This is a genomic window from Varibaculum prostatecancerukia (assembly GCF_943169825.2).
Taxonomy (GTDB): domain Bacteria; phylum Actinomycetota; class Actinomycetes; order Actinomycetales; family Actinomycetaceae; genus Varibaculum; species Varibaculum prostatecancerukia.
On the sequence record NZ_OW968402.1, the window covers coordinates 2,134,294 to 2,153,234 of the forward strand.

At 53.1% G+C, this 18,941-nt stretch carries 16 protein-coding genes and 2 tRNA genes; 11 read left to right on the forward strand and 7 right to left on the reverse strand.

The window, feature by feature from the left end:
- Nucleotides 1–3 precede the first annotated feature (3 nt).
- From KO216_RS09290 to KO216_RS09335, 10 genes are all read left to right on the forward strand, one after another.
- On the forward strand, nucleotides 4–3,036 hold the full coding sequence (locus KO216_RS09290) for a phage tail family protein (RefSeq protein ID WP_215523920.1): 3,033 nt from the start codon (nucleotides 4–6) through the stop codon (nucleotides 3,034–3,036).
- Nucleotides 3,033–3,932 carry a phage tail family protein gene (locus tag KO216_RS09295; protein ID WP_215523921.1) on the forward strand — a complete coding sequence of 300 codons (900 nt, stop codon included), beginning with the start codon at nucleotides 3,033–3,035 and terminating at the stop codon, nucleotides 3,930–3,932. Before KO216_RS09290 ends, KO216_RS09295 begins: the two co-directional genes overlap by 4 nt.
- A gap of 8 nt (nucleotides 3,933–3,940) precedes the next feature.
- Entirely contained in the window at nucleotides 3,941–4,735 is a 795-nt protein-coding gene (locus tag KO216_RS09300) for a hypothetical protein (RefSeq protein WP_215523922.1), read from the forward strand.
- Between the two features lie 3 nt (nucleotides 4,736–4,738).
- Nucleotides 4,739–5,815 carry a hypothetical protein gene (locus KO216_RS09305; RefSeq protein WP_215523923.1) on the forward strand — a complete coding sequence of 359 codons (1,077 nt, stop codon included), beginning with the start codon at nucleotides 4,739–4,741 and terminating at the stop codon, nucleotides 5,813–5,815.
- Nucleotides 5,816–5,848: 33 nt separating this feature from the next.
- A complete protein-coding gene (locus tag KO216_RS09310; RefSeq protein WP_215523924.1) occupies nucleotides 5,849–6,514 on the forward strand; it encodes a hypothetical protein in 666 nt (221 codons plus the stop codon).
- Between the two features lie 9 nt (nucleotides 6,515–6,523).
- The gene (locus KO216_RS09315) at nucleotides 6,524–7,183 is read left to right on the forward strand and encodes a hypothetical protein (protein WP_215523925.1); all 660 of its coding nucleotides are present in this window, start codon (nucleotides 6,524–6,526) and stop codon (nucleotides 7,181–7,183) included.
- A 14-nt stretch (nucleotides 7,184–7,197) separates the two neighbouring features.
- The gene (locus KO216_RS09320) at nucleotides 7,198–7,563 is read left to right on the forward strand and encodes a hypothetical protein (protein ID WP_215523926.1); all 366 of its coding nucleotides are present in this window, start codon (nucleotides 7,198–7,200) and stop codon (nucleotides 7,561–7,563) included.
- Nucleotides 7,564–7,754: 191 nt separating this feature from the next.
- Nucleotides 7,755–8,606 carry a CHAP domain-containing protein gene (locus KO216_RS09325; RefSeq protein ID WP_215523927.1) on the forward strand — a complete coding sequence of 284 codons (852 nt, stop codon included), beginning with the start codon at nucleotides 7,755–7,757 and terminating at the stop codon, nucleotides 8,604–8,606.
- A gap of 25 nt (nucleotides 8,607–8,631) precedes the next feature.
- Nucleotides 8,632–8,898 (forward strand): phage holin, encoded by a 267-nt coding sequence (locus KO216_RS09330; protein ID WP_215523928.1) that lies wholly within the window; start codon nucleotides 8,632–8,634, stop codon nucleotides 8,896–8,898.
- Nucleotides 8,899–8,964: 66 nt separating this feature from the next.
- The gene (locus KO216_RS09335; RefSeq protein ID WP_215523929.1) at nucleotides 8,965–9,456 is read left to right on the forward strand and encodes a DUF2746 domain-containing protein; all 492 of its coding nucleotides are present in this window, start codon (nucleotides 8,965–8,967) and stop codon (nucleotides 9,454–9,456) included.
- Between the two features lie 103 nt (nucleotides 9,457–9,559).
- On the opposite strand, the gene KO216_RS09340 is transcribed toward KO216_RS09335, so the two are convergent.
- From KO216_RS09340 to gyrB, 5 genes are all read right to left on the reverse strand, one after another.
- Nucleotides 9,560–9,632, reverse strand: a tRNA-Ala gene (locus tag KO216_RS09340).
- 166 nt (nucleotides 9,633–9,798) lie between these two features.
- Nucleotides 9,799–9,872: transfer RNA gene (locus tag KO216_RS09345), tRNA-Ile, on the reverse strand.
- A 124-nt stretch (nucleotides 9,873–9,996) separates the two neighbouring features.
- Nucleotides 9,997–10,371, reverse strand: a complete 375-nt coding sequence (locus KO216_RS09690; protein WP_251452101.1) for a DUF3566 domain-containing protein — start codon at nucleotides 10,369–10,371, stop codon at nucleotides 9,997–9,999.
- 239 nt (nucleotides 10,372–10,610) lie between these two features.
- Nucleotides 10,611–13,283 (reverse strand): DNA gyrase subunit A, encoded by a 2,673-nt coding sequence (gyrA, locus tag KO216_RS09355; protein WP_215523931.1) that lies wholly within the window; start codon nucleotides 13,281–13,283, stop codon nucleotides 10,611–10,613.
- 14 nt (nucleotides 13,284–13,297) lie between these two features.
- Nucleotides 13,298–15,322 carry a DNA topoisomerase (ATP-hydrolyzing) subunit B gene (gyrB, locus tag KO216_RS09360; protein WP_251452040.1) on the reverse strand — a complete coding sequence of 675 codons (2,025 nt, stop codon included), beginning with the start codon at nucleotides 15,320–15,322 and terminating at the stop codon, nucleotides 13,298–13,300.
- A gap of 790 nt (nucleotides 15,323–16,112) precedes the next feature.
- Here gyrB and KO216_RS09365 point away from each other — a divergent pair.
- Nucleotides 16,113–17,012, forward strand: coding sequence for a hypothetical protein (locus KO216_RS09365; RefSeq protein ID WP_215523932.1), 900 nt, complete (start codon nucleotides 16,113–16,115; stop codon nucleotides 17,010–17,012).
- Between the two features lie 64 nt (nucleotides 17,013–17,076).
- On the opposite strand, the gene KO216_RS09370 is transcribed toward KO216_RS09365, so the two are convergent.
- Nucleotides 17,077–17,760 carry a response regulator gene (locus tag KO216_RS09370; RefSeq protein WP_215523933.1) on the reverse strand — a complete coding sequence of 228 codons (684 nt, stop codon included), beginning with the start codon at nucleotides 17,758–17,760 and terminating at the stop codon, nucleotides 17,077–17,079.
- Nucleotides 17,757–18,851, reverse strand: coding sequence for a sensor histidine kinase (locus tag KO216_RS09375; protein ID WP_309547312.1), 1,095 nt, complete (start codon nucleotides 18,849–18,851; stop codon nucleotides 17,757–17,759). The genes KO216_RS09370 and KO216_RS09375 overlap by 4 nt, the downstream gene beginning before the upstream one ends.
- Nucleotides 18,852–18,941: the final 90 nt, after the last annotated feature.

Sequence of the window (18,941 nt, forward strand, 5' to 3'; positions counted from 1 at the left end):
TGGATGGCTAATAATACGGTCGGTCGCATTAGGGTTAGGACCCTGCCGGATACCTCTAAGTTCAATGAGGATCTACGTAAGGTATTAAAACGCGCGCGGGAAAAGTTTGATTTACAAATCCCAGTAGAGCTAACCCTGGATGGTAAATCGGTCATTAAGGTTCGCAAACTTATCAACAAGCTGTCCGATATCGAAATAGAGCCGGATATTGATGTTCCCACTGAGCAGGTAAAGAAAGCCCGCGAAAAGGTTGAATCTGCGAAACCGGAGATTAAGCCGCATATTTCGTATGACCACGCTGAAGCGGAAAAGATTAAGAAGCGGCTTGAGGAAAAGTTCGACAAGATAAAGTCCACGATTAACGCGAATCTGGATGTGGGTAAAGCCATGGCGCGTTTGAAATGGTTTACCCGTCCCCGGTTCGTGTCTTTAGAGGTGCGCCTTAAAGGAACTAAGAAGGTAGCTTCTTTCTTTGCTGCTCTCTCTGGTGCGCGGGTGTTGAAATCGTTTGGCACCTCGATAAAGAACTTTGCCACTAATCTTGACCGCACTACCCCGAAGATTATGGCCACTGCCGCCGGAATCACTGCGTTATCTTCGGTTGCTCTTTCTGCAACATCGGGGCTGATTGGAATCGGTGGGGCTTTAGCTTCAATCGCGCCCGCAGCTCTCGCCCTGCCCGGTATTCTGACCGGCGCAGCCGTAGGCGCGACCGCACTGTTCTTAGCTTTGAAGGACACTGGGAAAGTTCTAGGTGATCTCGCCCCACAGTTTAAGGCGGTTCAAAGTTCTGTCTCAGCTTCTTTCTGGGCGCAAGCAGCAATCCCTATCCGCTCCCTAGCTACCTCTGTACTGCCCACTCTTTCTGCAGGGCTAACCAAGGTAGGGGCTGAATCCGGTAAAATCGCTGCCGCGCTGGCGGGCATGTTTTCCGCTCAAGCCAAGAGCGGAATGTTTAGCAGCCTGTTCAATAACGTTGCTAATTCCATTGCGACAGCCCGGGCAGGAGTAGTCGGTTTTACCGGGGCTTTCGCCACTCTCGGGTTGGTAGGTTCCCAATACCTACCCCAGTTAGGTGCCTGGGTTACTAACTTGGGGCAACGTTTTCAAAACTTTGTATCCCAAGCAGCCGCTAACGGATCCTTAAAGGGCTGGATTGATTCAGCCATACAATCCTTTAAAGACCTAGGTGGCACCCTGGCGGGCATCGGCGGGATCTTCTCCAAACTACATCAAGCTGCCCAAGCCGCAGGAGTAGGGGGACTAGCAGGTCTACGCACTGCGCTGGAAGCCATAAACAAGGTTATGGATTCCCCCGCATTCCAAGGGGCTCTAACCCAGATTTTCCAAGGAGCAGGCCAGGGGGCTAGTGCGCTCGCGGGCGCGCTTAGCCCGTTGGGAGGGATGATTGAATCATTAGCTCCTGCGCTTTCTGGTTTGCTTTCTGGTATGAGTAGCGGGGTTGCTACCGCTATTACTGGGATTGCTCAAGCGCTATCTTCTCCGGGGATTTCTCAGGGGCTTGCGGCGCTTACTTCCGGGTTTCAACAGATGGTTACGAATCTGTTACCGGCGTTTAAGCCCCTGGCGGGGGTAATAGCTGCGCTTGCTCCTGTGATTGGTCAGTTAGCTGCCGAGATTGGTTCGGTGCTGACTGCTGCCATCCAAGGGGCAGCCCCGGTGATTACCTCGATGCTTGCCGCTATTAGGCCGCTAATCCCGATTTTGGGTGGTGCCTTGATAGGGGCGATACGGGTACTTTCCCCGTTGCTGCAAGCGTTGTGGCCGCTAATCGTACCTATCGCTGCCGGGTTTGCGGCGCTATCGGGGGCTACTGCTGCGGTAGGGGTGATTACTAAGATTCAGACCGGGTTCGCTTCCCTGGTTAAAAGTTTCGATGCTATCTCCAAAGTTTTAACTATTGCTAAAAATGGGTTTGCGGCGTTAAACGCGGTGCTAGCGGCTAACCCGATCATCCTGATAGTTGTTGCTGTGGTTGCGGTTATTGCTGGACTGGTGTTGCTGTATCAAAAGTGCGAATGGTTCAGGAACCTGGTTAATGCTGTATGGGAGGCAATCAAGACCGCCATCATCACAGTTATCAACGTTATTAAAACTGTTATTACCACGGTTGTTACCGCGATAGCTGCGGTTTGGGGGTCTATTTGGAACGGGATTAAAGCTGTGGCGCTGGCGGTTTGGGACGGGATTGTTGCTGGCGTAACTGCGTGTATTAATACTGTTCGGGCTGTGATTACAGCGATAGTTACCGGGATAGCTGTGATTTGGAACGGGATTTGGACCGGGATAAAAACTGTTGTTATCGGCGTGTGGACAGTGATTAAAACTGTGGTAACTACCTATATTAATGCTGTTCGGGCTGTGATTTCGGCAGTGATAAACACTATCCGGTCTATCTGGAGTGGCGGGTGGAATGCGGTCAAGTCGATTCTTTCGGGCGCTTGGGCAGCTATCAGAGGAGCGGTCAGCTCAGGAATATCTGCTGTGGTCTCTGTGGTTCGCTCCCTGCCGGGGAGGGCTCGCAGCGCTTTAGGAAGTATCGGTTCAACGCTGCTGTCTGCTGGCAAGAATCTTATTAAGGGGTTTATTAACGGAATCAAGAACATGTTCGGATCCGTTAAATCTACCCTGTCGAGTTTGACCTCAAAGCTGACGTCTTGGAAGGGTCCGCCCCGGAAAGATGCGGTGCTGCTTTATGGGGCTGGACGTCTGGTGATTGATGGGTTCAAACGGGGCCTGGAATCTCAATACCGCGCGGTGCGGCGGTCTTTGAATGGGTTTACCGGGTCGTTAGATCCGCAAATGCCAGGACTGTCGATGTCGCAACCGGTGGGTCTTACCTATGATGCGTCCAGTTTCAATCCTGGCACTAGCGGGTTTGGTGGAAATTCCGGGCGGGTATCTGAGGTGAAACAGTATTTCCCGAATGTTATTGATCCGCGTGCTGCAGCTCTTGCAGCGGCTCGCGGTTTGCTTGGGGTTCCGGTATCTACGGTGAAAGGTGGCGCGCTGTGAATCATGAGACCGACTGGTTTGCTCGCGTCACCCCGATCCAGCATCATCAAATCAAGATAGGCTCTCTTGTTTTCGGGGTGCGCGACAGTGAGGGCGTGGATTGGTTGATCCAAGATGTCACCGACTGGTCATCGACCCCGGTGCATTCAGAATCTGCAGATAGATCCTGGAGAGATGGGGCATGGTTAGGGCGTCAATGGATTAGCGCTAAACATTTTGAGATTCGGCTTTCATTGATAGCTCGCAGCTATGACGCGGCTTTCTTTGAGCCGCGTGTGGACGCTATTCTTAAAGAGCTGCCTATCCGTAAGACTTTGCCGATGCTGGTTAGTCGCTGGGCGTCAGAGACTGCGACTTGGGTGCGGGTTGAAGAATCGGTAAAAGTGATCCCGGTTGATAGGCGCCGTTGGGATATATCGATTCAATGTATCGCCCCGGAGGGGCTGCGTTATGCTGCCTCATTCGATACCGGAAACCTGCTATGGCAAACCTATCGGACGCATCTGCCGAAATCTTCTGGCGGGCTAATCATTCCCTTCACGGTTCCGTTTACTATTAGGTCGCTGGTGGAATCTGGGGAAATGGTTTTCCATGTCGCAGGCACTGCCGCTCCGCTGGCGCAGATCATTATTAAAGGTCCTGCCCGTAACCCGGTTATTCGTGATGAGAAAGCAGACTGGCAGACCTCGTTCGCGTTGAGCCTGCGAGAGAACCAGCGCTTAACGCTAGATCTTTCACGGCGGACAGTAACTCTAGGAGAATCTGCGTCACGGCGGGGCGCCATGCGAGGGGTCTGGCCATCTCTATTACCGGGGGAGCATCAGATTTCTTGGAGTTCAGACGTCTATTCCCCTGATTCGGAATTGATTATCAAGTTTGTAGAAGCATACACGTAGGAGCATTCATGGCATCGATAGATATTATTCCCCCCTGGGCGCTAGACGCCGGGAAAGATGATAAACCTACCTACACCGGGCGAGACTTGCGCGACTTGCTCGCAGCGGTGTTAAAACCCGGGGATAGCCCTGTTAGTGCGAAACCAGGAATCTTGCGTGGCCTCGAAGTCAAAGACAACGGTCAAGGGGTAACTGTTGAACCCGGTTATTGCGTTATTTCTACTATGGACGGGCCGTTCCTTACCGGTGTGCGTCACCCGGTTACCCTGCCGATTGCCGCGCCCCACGTTTCGTTTTCCAGGATCGATTTAGTCGTAGCGGTGATTGATGATTCGGCAGAATCAGACCGAGGAATGAACCTGGAAATAGTGCAGGGTTCCCCGGCATCTAGCCCCACCCCTCCTCAAGCTCCCGCGAAATCTTTAACTATCGCGGAAATAGATGTATCTCCAACGGGGGGACTTTCTGTTACCACAGGTGAGCGCACGCTGCTGGCGGGCGGTTTTGAGCCGGGGACTTCCGTTTTGAAAAACGGTTCAGGAGTGTCCTCTGGGGTGATTGAGCGGTTGAGCCTACCGGGGCGGGTAGTGGTTTTGAATGTTGCTGTTATTGCTTCAGGTGAATCTGGTCTTTTAGCTGATACCGGTATTTCTGGGGTCACCCAGTTTGCTTTGATGGGCTCTGACACTCAGATGTGGTGGTGTGGGCTTGCAGGAGATGGTTTCTTAACGGTCTTTGGGGATACCCCGAAGGCCGGTGATGCTTTGTCAGGGACTCTAGTTATTACTGTCCCAGAGGGGTAAGTAATGTTTTTTGGGGCGTTCGATATTAAAACAGGGGAGCTGCTATCGGAGCTGCCTTTATCGGTTTCCGGGGATCTTACCCTTGCTATGGCGACCATTACTACGTGTGATTTCGAGTTGCCTACGGATGATCCTGCGTGTCCGACCGATTGGTTAGCTATCACGGATCCGTACCGTGTCTGGATAGTTGCCTGGACTGACATAGGGGAAATCGTGTGGGGCGGGATTATTGATACGCGGGTGCTGAAATCGTCCTCGTCTGTAGTGGCTATCTCGTGTGTTTCGGCTGAGGACTATCTGGATCGGCGCTACACTCCCACGAAGAAGTTCAATAACATTGATCAGAGTGATATTGCTGCTTGGCTGGTTAGTCAGGCAGTAGTGGGTGGGATTCCTTTTCTGATTGATGCCCCCAAATCTGGGATACTGCGCGACCGTGCCTATTATGCGGATGAGTCCGCTACCTTGTATAAGCGTCTCACCGAGCTTTCCGGAGTGATAAATGGTCCGGAATGGTATGTGGGGATAGAGTGGGCATCTCTTGAGCGGAATTCGATTGTTCCCGTGTTCCATTGCGGTACTCCACAGGTAGGAAGAATCTCTAGTTCTCCTAGCGCGGTTTTCGAGCTGCCGGGAGGGCTCTTAGAGGTACAGCTTGAAGAACGGGCAAAAGTGGGGGACATGGCTACCCACGTGATTGCGATAGGAGGCGGGGAAGGAGAAGACCGCCCCATCTCTGCGGCTCATATTGCTGTAGAAAAAGAAAATTCCGGATACCCAAGAATAGAGATTCAAAAAACCTTTGACTCCGTTTCCCGCCCCGAAACGCTTAACGCACACGCCGCCGCTATCCTAAACCGAGTCCGTGAAGGTTCTAAACCCTTTACCCTTACCCAGCGCATCGGAGAATACCCCGTAGTGGGAATCGATTACGGTCTGGGAGACCTCGTAAGGATAGAGATAGAAACTGACACGATTTCCCAAAAAATGGTTTTACGGGTGGTGGGCTGGGTGATTAACGTGAATGGAGAGGCAATCTCGCCTATTGTGGCTCAGCTTGGAGAATCTAACGACCAGTAAAACCGCCATTCGACTAAGGAAAATGGGTAGCCAATGCCGCAGCTAGTACCTTTACCGGTAAATACAGACACCCTGCGTAGAGTTTTCCGCGAAGCCGCTAAACCAAATACCGGCAGGAAGCTATCTTCCGCAACAATCTCCCAAGGCGGAATCACCGTGCGCGATAAAGGCGTACTCGAAGTCGCTGAAGGTGGAAACGTAACAGTAGTCGATGGTGACCTGATCCTGGCATCGGGGATCATACAGGCAGACATGCTTAAGGAAAACATCTTCCCCCAAGTAGTGACCATGCCCCGAAAAACGCTAACCAGTCTGAACGGGGCAAAAACGGGAACCTGGGGAACAAGCCCCCCGGCGCTTATCGCTACAGCTCCGTCTTGGGCGAGCGCAGCTATCGTATTCGCCGTCATGACCGGATGCCTAGTCTTAGATGATTATGACTCTACCCCGAACTTTTATGCGCTCGCGGCCGTGACTATTGAGGGGAACCGAAGGAATCCCTCTAGGTTTAAGGATGAAACCACGGGAGATGTTTTTCTAAATGTTCCTCACGTGGTGCAAGCGATAGGTAGCTTTAGTGGCGTCCTGTCTGATTCTCGTACGGTGCGGATTGGGTATGCGTATCAAACTGGAGACCCTGGCCATATTGTTCTGCGGTCTTCTTGGGTGGAGCTGCAAGCATTGATTATCTGGATGTAGGGGGGCGGCGTGGATCAGGTTCCTTTACCTTCTGGGATTGGGCAAGCCCAGCGTAGGTTGCGTGAGATTCAGTCTGCCGTGGATTCTACGGGGGCTCGCACCTTAGAAAATGCTTCTATTAACCAGGGGACTCTCCGGGTAAAGCATGGCGGCAACATTGTTATTAGTGATGGCGGTACGCTACGTATCGAGTCAGGGGACTTGATATTAGGGCGAGGGAAAATCCGTGGTGATGCCTTAGCGGAACAATTTACTGCTAAAACCTATTCGATACCGTTAGAAGGGGCCGCTGACTCCCCGAATAGTTCGTGGCGGTTTATGCGAAAAGTGGTTGTGTCCCCGCCTAGTTGGGCGCAGCGGACGCTGATTATCGCCTCTTGGTATGCGTATCAAATCTTGCGGTTAAGCGAATCTGGATCTGGTTATCAAGCGCGGGCTCGTCTTGCTGCGGGCAGTAAAGAGTGCGAATCAAGAATGTTGCACTGGGAATACACTCTCGAAGTCGGCACAAATGGGCGGGAACGTGACTCGGCTAGTGGTTTTGGGATTTTAGAGATTCCAGGAAACCAAGAATTCTCCTTAGGTGTACAGGGCTGGGCTACCACGGCTAAAGCGGTGATGCCTGTGCAAATGGATGCTACTTGTCTTTTCACTCGAAATAATTCTTGATATTGGAGGTAAATATGGTCACTGCTCTTTCCCCGATTATTCACGCGGATTTACCGCTTGAGGAATTAGTTCTGCCAGAATTTTCCGGAACATGGAGGCAACCTTCCTCTGACGCGCATTTGAGGATTTTCCGGCAAGGAAAAATGGTCTTCTTCGTAGGCGAGATTGTTGCCGGAAGCAACGCCACTACAAACATATTTAAAACTCCGCTCCCGGAAGGCTGGCGCCCTAACGGCAACTATTTTTTCCCCGTGTATTCTGCAGGAACCCACGTGATGTTTAAGATTGACGCCGCTGGAAACTTAACCTACGGCTACGGGAAAGCTGGTCAATACGATTGGTTCCCCATGTCATCGATCCGATATCTAGCTGAAAACTAGCCTCTAACTCATGCTTGAAGCCCCGGTATTGTTCGGGGCATTTTTTATACCCAAAACAAAAGAAAGGAATCCCCTATGGCGCCTAATGAACCTGATGATCCTGAGGCGATCCAGATTGCTACCGTGCCTGAGTTCGGTGATGGTCCAGAAGACTGCGCCGAATTATCTTCCCTTGAGATTGGGGGCGAATAATGGCTACAGCATCCCAAGTGATTAATACTGCTGCTAAAGAAGTCGGATACTCGCGCTGGAACGACCCGAATCCAGGCACTAAATACGGGCGCTGGTACGCCGCGAAAACCGGCTCCCCATACTTCGGGCGGTCAGGCGTCCCGTACTGCGCTATGTTCGTCTCCTGGGTACTGAGCCAAGCGGGTATGATCCCGCCGGGAGGGATATTCGCCTATTGCCCCACCGGGCTAAACAACGCCCGCCGCTTGGGACGTGTACACGATAAACGCAGCGCCGCGCCTGGTGACATCGTGTTCTTTGATTGGAATAAAGATGGATTAGCTGATCATGTGGGAATCGTAACCGCCAACAAAGGTTCCTACATCGAGACTATTGAGGGTAATACCTCATCAGGGCGGCGCGGCTCCCAATCCAACGGGGGCGGCGTGTACCGTAGGGCGCGCGCACTCTCTTGGGTGCTTGCGGTTGCGACCCCGCAATACTCCAACGCTGCTCCCTCGTACCCCGCCAGTGGCTCCCGAACCGGGCTAGTGGTTGATGGGTGGGCAGGCCTAGCGACTATTCGCCGCGCGCAGCAGATCGCCGTGACACCGGCAGACGGGATAGTCAGCGGTCAGTGGAGAGGAAATAAGCAATACCACTGGGCAGTAGCCGCCGTTAGCTACAGCCGTGGTGGATCAACCCTAGTCCGCAAAATCCAATCCATCCTAGGAGTCAGCCCTGATGGATATTGGGGGAGACAAACCTCTATCGCGATGCAGCGAAGGCTGCACGTTACCCAGGATGGGTATTTCGGACACGCTTCTGTAAAAGCTTGGCAACAAGTTCTCAACGGCGGACGACTCATTTAATACCAACAGCAAAGGAAAAATTATTATGGGAAAACACTCTCGATACTCCCTCACCCCTGAACACTTGGAATGGTTGACTCCTGCAGTTCGAATTTGGCTTTATGGCGTGGTGCTAGCAGTAATCGCTCTGCTTGGAGGTTACGGGCTAATCACCGACAGTGTCGCGCCTTTATGGGTGGCTCTCGCGGCTGCGCTGCTTGGTCAAGGCACCGCGATGGCGCACACCCCCAAAACAAGTGCTTCTCCTGGGGGTGGCAGTCCTAGCGATACTGTTGATCGCTTAGAAAACTAACTGCCTACTTGTCACCCGCGCCTACCATCCTTGGCGCGGGTGACTTTCCTATCCTGGGAGTCAATCTTGCATCAGACACTCTTAAATAATCTCGGTGATGCCGCGATCTCGCTTGTTATCGCGTGCCTAGCTTTTTCTACCGCATGGCTACAAGCCAAAACAAAACGGCTTGCCAAACAGAAAATCTCTTTGAAAAGCCATGCGGCCAATCTTCAAGAACATTTAGAAAAAGCCCGTACTGACAACGAGACTGTCTCCGAAATTAAAGAGCAAGTAACCAATAGTCACGGAACGAACTTGCGTGCAGACCTAGACCGCGTGTTGGTAGGGATTGCTCGCCTGGACAGACGGCTCGACCGTTTTGAGACAGCACAAGACGAAGTAAATCGTCAAGCGATAGCGAGCTTCGGGCGGATGTTCGAATCTACAGAAAATATCAGGCGATCAGCCACCCAGGAACACGAGCGCATCTGGCACGCAGTTGATAAAATACAAACAGAACAGGCGCCACACCCCCCCCCACGAAATAAGTTTCTAGTGGAACTTTTGTGGCACTAAATCCCCTATTCTTTGTATTATCCCAGGTAAAAGAATCTTGTAAAAGAATCCCCTTGACTCAAAACACTGATGCCCCGGCACAAGGCCGGGGCATCAGTGTTTGTGGAGCTAGCGGGACTCGAACCCGCGACCCTCTGCTTGCAAAGCAGATGCGCTACCAGCTGCGCCATAGCCCCTTCGAGCCGGAAAACCGCTTACAGGTACTTCCAAACTCCAGGATCATTGCGTAAGTCATTTGCCGCATTCAGTGCCCAGGCAATAATCACCCCGATAAACAGCAGTTTTAAGATCTTTTTCAAATCTACCTACCTGGTTGATTGCTGAAACAAACTTCCCTCGCAGTGGGCCTAGCTGGGCTCGAACCAGCGACCTCAGTCTTATCAGGACTGCGCTCTAACCAACTGAGCTATAGGCCCATCGTGTCCATCGATGAACACCATTGCAGATTACAACATTCCTAACCCGGCTTTCAAACCCTGCCTAGGTGCGTTCCGTCACGCCCCCTGCCAGCTTCCTCGCCGAGTACAGAATGGGGTAATACTACTCGTCGGTAAGTGCCAGTTTTATCCCGCCCACTAGGGAGGTTACGAGGTTATAGATAAACGCCCCGACTGTAGAGAACGCAGTCATTAAAATTACGTTGGAAACCGCGATGATAGTGCTCATCGCCATCACCCGCGGCAGGCGCAGATAATCAATCATTGAAGCAATCGAACCGGTGGGATCAATATCGTTAATAAAATTCTCCACCGAACTAAACACGTTCATCGAGTTCAAAAGCAACCAGACCAGCAAACCAGCCAGCACCATCGCGATTCCAAGCGCCACCGACAGCAGGAAGGAGACCTTCATAACCGACCAGGGATCAATCCGGGAAACCACCAACGAGATTTGGCGGGGTTGATACTCACCAATCTTCTTTGCTGAGGATGCGCTGGCGGCTTCCGCCTGCCCCACCTTCGTAACAGTATCGGATTTTTCCGGCACCTGGGGAATCGCAGAGCTGCTGCCACCCTTCGAATCCGCCTTACGCGCGTTTTCTTTTTCGCCGCCCAGATCCTGTGATTCACCCTCCGGGGAGAGATCATCAGCTACCTGCTCTGAGCGAGCCTTATCTTGATCTTTACCATCAGTTGTCATTGGTCAGCCTCTCACTAGAGCTCGGTTGGTTCGGTTTCTAACGCGGTCACTTCTTGATTGAGTTCCTCGTCGGTAGCCTCATCGATTTCACTATCGTCTGCCTTTTCATTATTTAACGCCACGGCCAAAACCGCATCCCCCTTGGCCGGGCGAGTGAAAATCACTCCCTGAGTGTTGCGTCCCGTACGGGGCACTTCGTCCACTCGAGAACGCTGCACTTTCCCAGAGTGCATAATTACCATGACTTCATCATCGGGGTTCACTATCAAGGCTCCCACCAGGCCGCCGCGCTCAGCCACCAGGTTTGCAACCTTGATTCCGAGGCCACCGCGCCCTTGCACCCGGTATTCTTCTACCGAAGTCCGTTTCGCGTATCCGCCCTCGGTAACCACCAAAAGGTCGCTGTCGGGACGGATAACCGTCATCGCCAACAGGTGATCCCCTTCGCGGAACTTCATTCCCCGCACCCCGGAAGTAGCGCGGCCAGTAGGACGCAAAGCTTCGTCGGAAGCTAAGAAGCGCAGCGACTGTCCCTTATGGGAAACCAACAGCAACTCGTCATCACTATTGACCAGTTCCGCAGAAACCACTTCATCAGCGCTACCATCAGGCAGTTCTCGCAGGTTAATCGCGATCAAACCACCGGTACGATTAGAATCATATTCGGTAAAACGGGTCTTTTTCACCAAACCCGAGCGGGTAGCCAACGCCAAATATTCGGCATCATCATAAGAACTGAACGCCAACACCTGCGCGATTTTTTCCTCTGGTTGGAACGCCAACAGGTTCGCTACATGCTGCCCTTTAGAGTCACGTCCTCCCTCGGGAAGTTCATAAGCTTTCGCCCGATAAACCCGACCCTTATTGGTAAAGAACGCCAACCAGTGATGGGTGGTGGTGGTAAAAAAGTGATCCACCACGTCATCTTCGCGCAGCTGCGCCCCTTTAATACCTTTACCGCCGCGCTTTTGGCTGCGGTATTGATCCAGGCGGGTGCGTTTCACATAGCCCGAATGGGTAATGGTGACCACCACGTCCTGTTCTTCGATCAGGTCTTCCATCGACATTTCCCCGGCGAACGGCATAATCTTAGTGCGCCGCTCATCGCCGTATTTATCGACGATCTCGCCCAGTTCGGTGGAAATAATTCCCCGCTGCCGCTCGGGACGAGCCAAAATATCCTGTAAATCTTTCACCCGCGCCTCGAGCTCGGTGTGCTCATCCAGAATCTTTTGCCGCTCGAGGGCGGCGAGGCGGCGCAACTGCAAAGCCAAAATCGCATCCGCCTGGACTTCATCCACCCCGAGCAGTTCCATCAGAGCGCTGCGCGCCTCATCAACCGTGGGAGATTTACGGATAGTTGCAATCACCGCGTCCAAGGCGTCCAGCGCCATCAGGTAGCCTTGCAAAATATGGAGGCGATCCTGCGCCCGCTTGAGACGGAAGTTAGTGCGGCGCACAATCACTTCCAGCTGGTGACTGATCCAGTTAGAGATAAACCCATCGATAGAAAGAGTACGCGGAACCCCATCTACCAGCGCCAACATATTGGCAGGGAAGGAATCCTGCAACTGGGTGCGCTTATAGAGATTATTTAGAACCACCTTGGGAACCGCGTCCCGTTTCAGCACAATCACCAGACGCTGCCCGGAGCGGTCCGAGGATTCATCACGGATATCCGCAATCCCCTCGATCTGTCCGTCTTTAACCAACCCGGCAATCTTGGTCGCCAGGTTGTCCGGATTTACTTGGTAGGGAAGTTCGGTAACTACCAGACAAACCCGGGAGTTAATTTCTTCCACGTTGACGATTGCCCGCTGCACAATCGAGCCGCGACCGGTGCGATAGGCACTTTCAATCCCTTTACGTCCCAAAATAGTGGCACCCGTGGGGAAATCCGGTCCCTTAATCCGCTCGATCAGGGCTTCCATCAGCTCTTCACGCGAAGCCTCGGGATGCGCTAAGGCCCATTGCACGCCGTCGGCAACTTCCCGCATATTATGAGGAGGAATCCGGGTAGCCATCCCCACCGCAATCCCCTCCGAGCCGTTAAGCAGCAGGTAGGGGAGCCGCGCGGGCAAAACCGTGGGTTCTTGAGTGCGCCCATCATAGTTGTCCATAAAATCGACAGTGTCTTCATCGATGTCGCGCACCATTTCCATCGACAAGGGCGCCATTTTACATTCCGTATAACGCGGAGCTGCCGGCCCTAGGTTGCCCGGGGAGCCAAAGTTACCTTGACCAGCCACCATCGGGTAACGCATCGACCAGGGCTGTACTAGGCGCGCCAAGGCATCGTATACCGCGGCGTCACCGTGGGGGTGGAAATGCCCCATCACGTCGCCCACTACGCGCATACATTTAGAAAATCCCGAGTTGGGGCGGTAACCGCCGTCATACATGGCATACAGAATCCGCCGGTGAACCGGCTTCAAACCGTCCCGGACCTCGGGCAGGGCGCGCCCTACGATCACACTCATCGCGTAGTCCAGGTAGGAGCGCTGCATCTCGGTTTCTAAGTCAACCTGATTGATATGCCCCTTTGCCTGAAAGAGACCGGAATTATTTTCGAGGGCGTCTGATGAGGAAGTATTCCCCGCACCCGCTCCGAAAGCCTCGCCGGAATGCTGGGGGGTTTCCGGGGAATCTGCTTGTTGATTTTGATCTTGGTTGTCTATTTCGCTCATTTTTAACCCGTCCCTTAAATATCCAAGAATCGCACGTCAGTGGCATTGCGCTGAATGAAAGCGCGCCGCGACTCCACGTCTTCGCCCATTAGCATCGAAAAAACTTCATCCGCGCTGGCCGCCTCGGATAAGGTCACCTGCTTGAGCATCCGCTCTTCCGGATTCATAGTGGTTTCCCACAGTTCCTGAGGATTCATCTCCCCGAGGCCTTTGTAACGCTGCACTCCGCCCTCTTTTGGCAGGCGCTTGCCATCGGTTTTGCCGTCCTCTAAATATTCGTCACGTTGACGATCTGAGAACACGAACTGGTGAGGTGCATTCGACCATTTCAGCCGGTAAAGCGGGGGGCAAGCAATAAATACGTGCCCTTTTTCAATCAGCGGTCGCATATAGCGGAACAGCAAAGTCAGCAGCAAAGTGGCAATATGCTGGCCGTCCACATCCGCGTCCGCCATAATCACGATGGCGTTATAACGCAGCTTGGAAATATCGAAGTCTTCGCCAATGCCGGTACCAAACGCGGTAATCAAAGACTGGATTTCTTGACTGGAGAGGGCGCGATCTAGGCGCGCTTTCTCTACGTTTAGGATTTTCCCGCGAATCGGCAAGATTGCCTGGTGAGCCGGGTCGCGCCCCTGCACGGCAGAGCCCCCTGCCGAGTCGCCCTCCACGATATAGATTTCGCATTGGGAGGCATCGCGGGAAGAACAATCCCGCAATTTCCCGGGCATAGACACGGACTCAAGAGCCGACTTACGCCGGGTAGCTTCCCGGGCTTTACGCGCCGCGACCCGCGCACTCGCCGCCTGCTGGGCCTTCAACAAGATTGCTTTCGCATCCATGGGATGGGCATCTAACCAGTCACCCAGTTTGGAATAAACCTGCTGCTGCACAAAGGTACGAGCCTCGGTGTTACCCAGTTTGGTTTTGGTTTGCCCCTCGAACTGCGGCTCGGTGAGTTTAACCGAGATAACCGCGGTTAAACCTTCGCGAATATCGTCACCGGTCAGGTTGTGATCCTTGTCTTTGAGGATCCCTTTATCGCGGGCATATTTATTCATCAAGCTGGTCAGTGCCGAGCGGAAACCTTCCTCGTGGGTGCCGCCCTCGGTGGTGTTAATAGTGTTCGCGTAGGTGTGCACCGATTCCGAATAGGCGGTGGTCCACTGCAACGCGATTTCTAGGCTGATGGATGCGTCCTCGTTAACCGCCTCGAAATCGATAATCTCGGGGTTGATGACCTCGGATTTCTTGGAGTGGTTAATGAACTCAACATAGTCGCGCAAACCATTTTCGTACATGAATGATACTTGCCGGAAACCGGGAACCGGATCGTCGGCGGTGCCTTGCGCATCGCCGGTAACTAAATCGCCCGCGTCGGTAGCCTCGGGGCGTTCATCGGTTAAAGTGATCCGCAGCCCCCTATTTAGGAACGCCATCTGTTGGAAGCGCTGGCGCAATACCTCGAAACTAAAAGTCGTGGTCTCGAAGATTTCCGGATCCGGGTAGAAGGTCTGTTGGGTACCGGTTTCCTCGGTTTCTTCCCCGCGTTCTAGTTCGGTGAGGGGATGTCCGCCGTTACCGAAAGACTGCCGCCACACGTAGCCTTGCCGTTTGACCACGGTATCCATGCGGCGAGACAGGGCGTTTACCACTGAAACCCCCACCCCGTGCAGACCGCCAGAAACCGCGTAACCGCCCGAACCAAACTTGCCACCCGCGTGCAAGATAGTCATCACTACCTCAACCGTGGGGCGCTTTTCGGTGGGATGCATATCCACCGGGATCCCGCGGCCGTTATCGCTGACCCGCAGACCCCCATCCGCCTGAATGGCGACTTCGATATGGTCGCAATAACCGGCCAAGGCCTCGTCGACGGAGTTGTCGACTACCTCGTATACCAGGTGATGCAGACCGCGCTCCCCGGTAGAACCGATATACATACCGGGACGTTTGCGTACTGCCTCGAGTCCCTCTAAAACTGTAATGTCGCCCGCGCCGTATTCGTGCTGGACTTGTTGGTCACCCAGATCAGCCACCTGCTGGATCTCCTTGGTCTAGTTCGTTGGCCCCGAGCTGGATACTCCCAGCCGCTGGGCACCATCTGCCCCAGGGCATTCACGCCGAAAATCCGGCGCTCACTAGCTCTATTCTACCGTGAAAGCCTCAAAAACCCACATTTTACGGCTTCACCCCACTTTTCGGGGGAAAGTCACTTTTTTACTTTCGGCGCGTTAGGCGCAAATTTTTCCGAGGACGTACCTGGGACTCGGAAAGGTGCGGGTATTCTCAAAAAATCCGGGATAGCGCTTGGGAAAAGGCGAGGGCAGAGCTTTTGGAAAAACGCCAGCGGCATTCTCGGGAAGATGGGAATAGATGGGAAGACACGGGCAGTTCTTAGAAAAAGACGCCAGCGGTCTTCCTCTAAACACGCCGGCGGAGCTTCTCGGAAAGCAAACGCTACTTGGGATCCATGATCCGGTAGCTCAGCCCGCGCACAGTCACGATAATCTTCGGCGAGTGCGGACCGTAAATATCTGAGTTGTATTACTTTTCCACCCTGATTATTCTTATCTGATTTCTCAGCCACCTGCACTAATAGCTTGCATTTATAGGTCTACCCCCGGAAAACTAGTAACGAAAGAGAGTTTTTTAGGACGCTTTGCTGAGCAGCGCTGACGGCAGTAGTTCTTGTTTGGTGGTTTTGATATTTTATCGAAACTCCCGGAGTCAGCCACTCGCCCTGGCACCGGCCGTTTTATACGGATGACGCCGCAGAACATCCTTTAAAGAATCCCTATCAACAGCAGGAATATAGGAGAGAAAATAATGAAACTTGGCAAACTAGCTGCCGGGGCAGCCGCCCTCGCACTTTCGCTAGCGCTCGTGCCCTCCGTGGCCAGCGCCGCTGAAAGCGGGTTAAGCAACGAGGATACTTTCATGATCCTGCAAGCAAAAAACCCAGTCAGACCGGGATACTACCCAGAGGGAGCTGCGATTTATTATTACACGGCCAATTTAACTGCCACGCGGGATGGAAACCCAGTTGATGCTAAACAGGTTCACTACGGTGACCAAATTGTGGTGACCACCGGAAAACCTGCCTTGGCTGACGGATCTCAGCACGATTGGAAAGAACCGTTTTCCACCAAGCAGACCCTAAAAATTCACAGCGGATTTACTTCGAACCCCACCCCTCCCGTTGGGGATAAGTATCTCTGGCAGCCCACCGGCGTTGTAAACACGTCGGAAGCTAAGACTGTTGCTCCCACCGAGGAGGGCAAGTTTACTTATACCGTGGACTGCCAGCTCAAACCCGGGGAGCGCTTCGCGTTCTTAGATGCACGCTACGACAAGACCGTCAATGACACTTCTCCGACCACGTACGGTTCTAGTTATGATGACGCCCAGAACGTCGCCTTGCTAAGTTTTACGATTAACGACCCGGAGGGCGCCGCAAAATGCGGTAATAACAATAGTGCTAACCCGGGGAATAATTCCCAAGCCGGCACCAACACAAATAAGACCTCTACTTCGAAAGCCAACGAAGATAAACATAGTGCGAACAGTGATAACAATGCCAAAAAGATCGAGCAGAAGTCTGTCAAGAAAGATTCCCTGCCTCCCACCGGGGCAATTGCTCTGCTAGCTACTGCCTTGGCAGGAACGCTAGTTGCTGTAGGTGGCGGTATTACCTATCTGTCTCGTCGCCGTAAACAACGTTTCTAAGTCTCTACTAGATTAGGTTTTTGCCCGGCAGGAAAACCTGCCGGGCAAAACTTATCTTCAGGTATTATTTCGGATCCATGATCCGGTAGCCCAGTCCCCGCACGGTCACGATAATCTTCGGTGAGTGCGGGTCGTCCTCAATCTTGGAGCGCAGCCGTTTGACGTGTACGTCCAAGGTTTTGGGGTCTCCGAACCAGTTTTCGCCCCACACCCGATCCATAACCTGTCCGCGTGTAAGCACCCGCTCAGGGTTACGCAAAAAATACTCCAATAGTTCGAACTCGCGCAGCGGCAGCTCTTTGAGCTCCCCGTGCACCCGCACTTCGTGGCGGTCGACGTCCATGGTGACGGGTCCAATTTCCAGCAGGTTTCCTACTTCGGGAAGGTCCTGGGTGCGGCGTAGTACTGCGGTGATGCGCGCCAAGAGTTCGCGGAAACGATAGGGCTTGGTCACGTAGTCATCCGCGCCCAGTTCCAAACCGATTACCACGTCAACCACGTCATCTTTAGCCGTCACCATGATGATGGGGGTATCGTAGCTTTCGCGCACCTGCCGGCAAACCTCGGTGCCGGGAATCCCCGGAAGCATCAAATCCAGCAAAACCAGGTCGATGTGGTTGCTTTTAACCACTGAAAGCGCCTGGTCACCATCGGCTACCCCGATTACTTCGTAACCTTCGCGTTTAAGGGAATACTCCAGAGGTTTACGGTAAGCTTCCTCGTCCTCAACTACTAATATGGTGGTCATTCCTGTTCCTTTTTCAGCTCTATTTGGGTAGCTTGCGTATCTTGGGGGTTGTGACGGGGCAAAGTAATAGTGAAAGTTGCGCCCTCCCCCGGTTTAGAGTTCACGTGGATAGAACCGTTTAGATCCGAAACCACGTGTTTAACGATTGAGAGCCCTAAGCCGGTTCCGCCAGTGGAGCGGGAACGAGCCGGGTCTACGCGGTAAAAGCGTTCAAAAATTCTGCCTTGGTCTTCCTCGGAGATTCCGATGCCATCATCGGCAACTTCAATCACCACGTTATCGTCTTCCCGCAAGGTGACATCCACGTGACCTCCAGGATTAGAATAGCGAATCGCATTTTCCAGCAGGTTTTGCAAAGCAGAAGTCAATAGCTCCAGGTCAGCAATGACTAAAACCTCTTCCCCCTGCGGAAAATGGGTATTTAAGGTGATATTCGCATCCTTGGCGGCAGTTCGCACCTGGTCTAGGGCATCGTTGATGGCTTCGATTGCCAACATGGAACGTGGTTTGGCTGGCAGGCGCCCATCTTGCAAGCGTGCTAAAGAGATGATTTCGTAAACCAGTTTGGTGAGCCGTCGCGATTCTTTAACTAGCTGAGTGGAAAAGGTTTCTACTGCCTGCACATCGTCGGCATTGTCGTGAATCGTTTCTGCCAGCAAAGAAATCGCTCCCACCGGGGTTTTCAGCTCGTGGGAAGCGTTAACCACGAACTCACGCCGGGTGGCATCAGCTTGGAGGACGCGAGTGCGATCCTCTAACAACACCAGGGTATGCCGGGGTGAGATTGGAGCCACCCGCACCCTAACCGACCAGGGGACGGCGGCATCAGGATGCACCAAATCGTAGTCTTCCTCTACGATCCGTCCCGCGCTGCGCGCCTTGTCAATCTGCGCTAAAAGCTGCGGGTACTCGATTTTCCCGTTATGGAAAAGGGGTACTAGCCGCGCCAACTGGGAGATATAGGCAAAAGAATTATCGGGATTGAGCACTACCGAAGCCTCGGGTAGGGCGTCAAGAATCGTAGATAGATCCTCTACTTGCCAGCCGGAACCATCCCAATGTGGCCGGTCGCTTTGGCTCTCCATACTCATTATTTTAGAGGGGTCAATCTCTGAGAAACTAATTGTAGGGACTTTGTTAACCAACTGTTAACCCTGGGTAACGGTTTTTTGACACCGTGG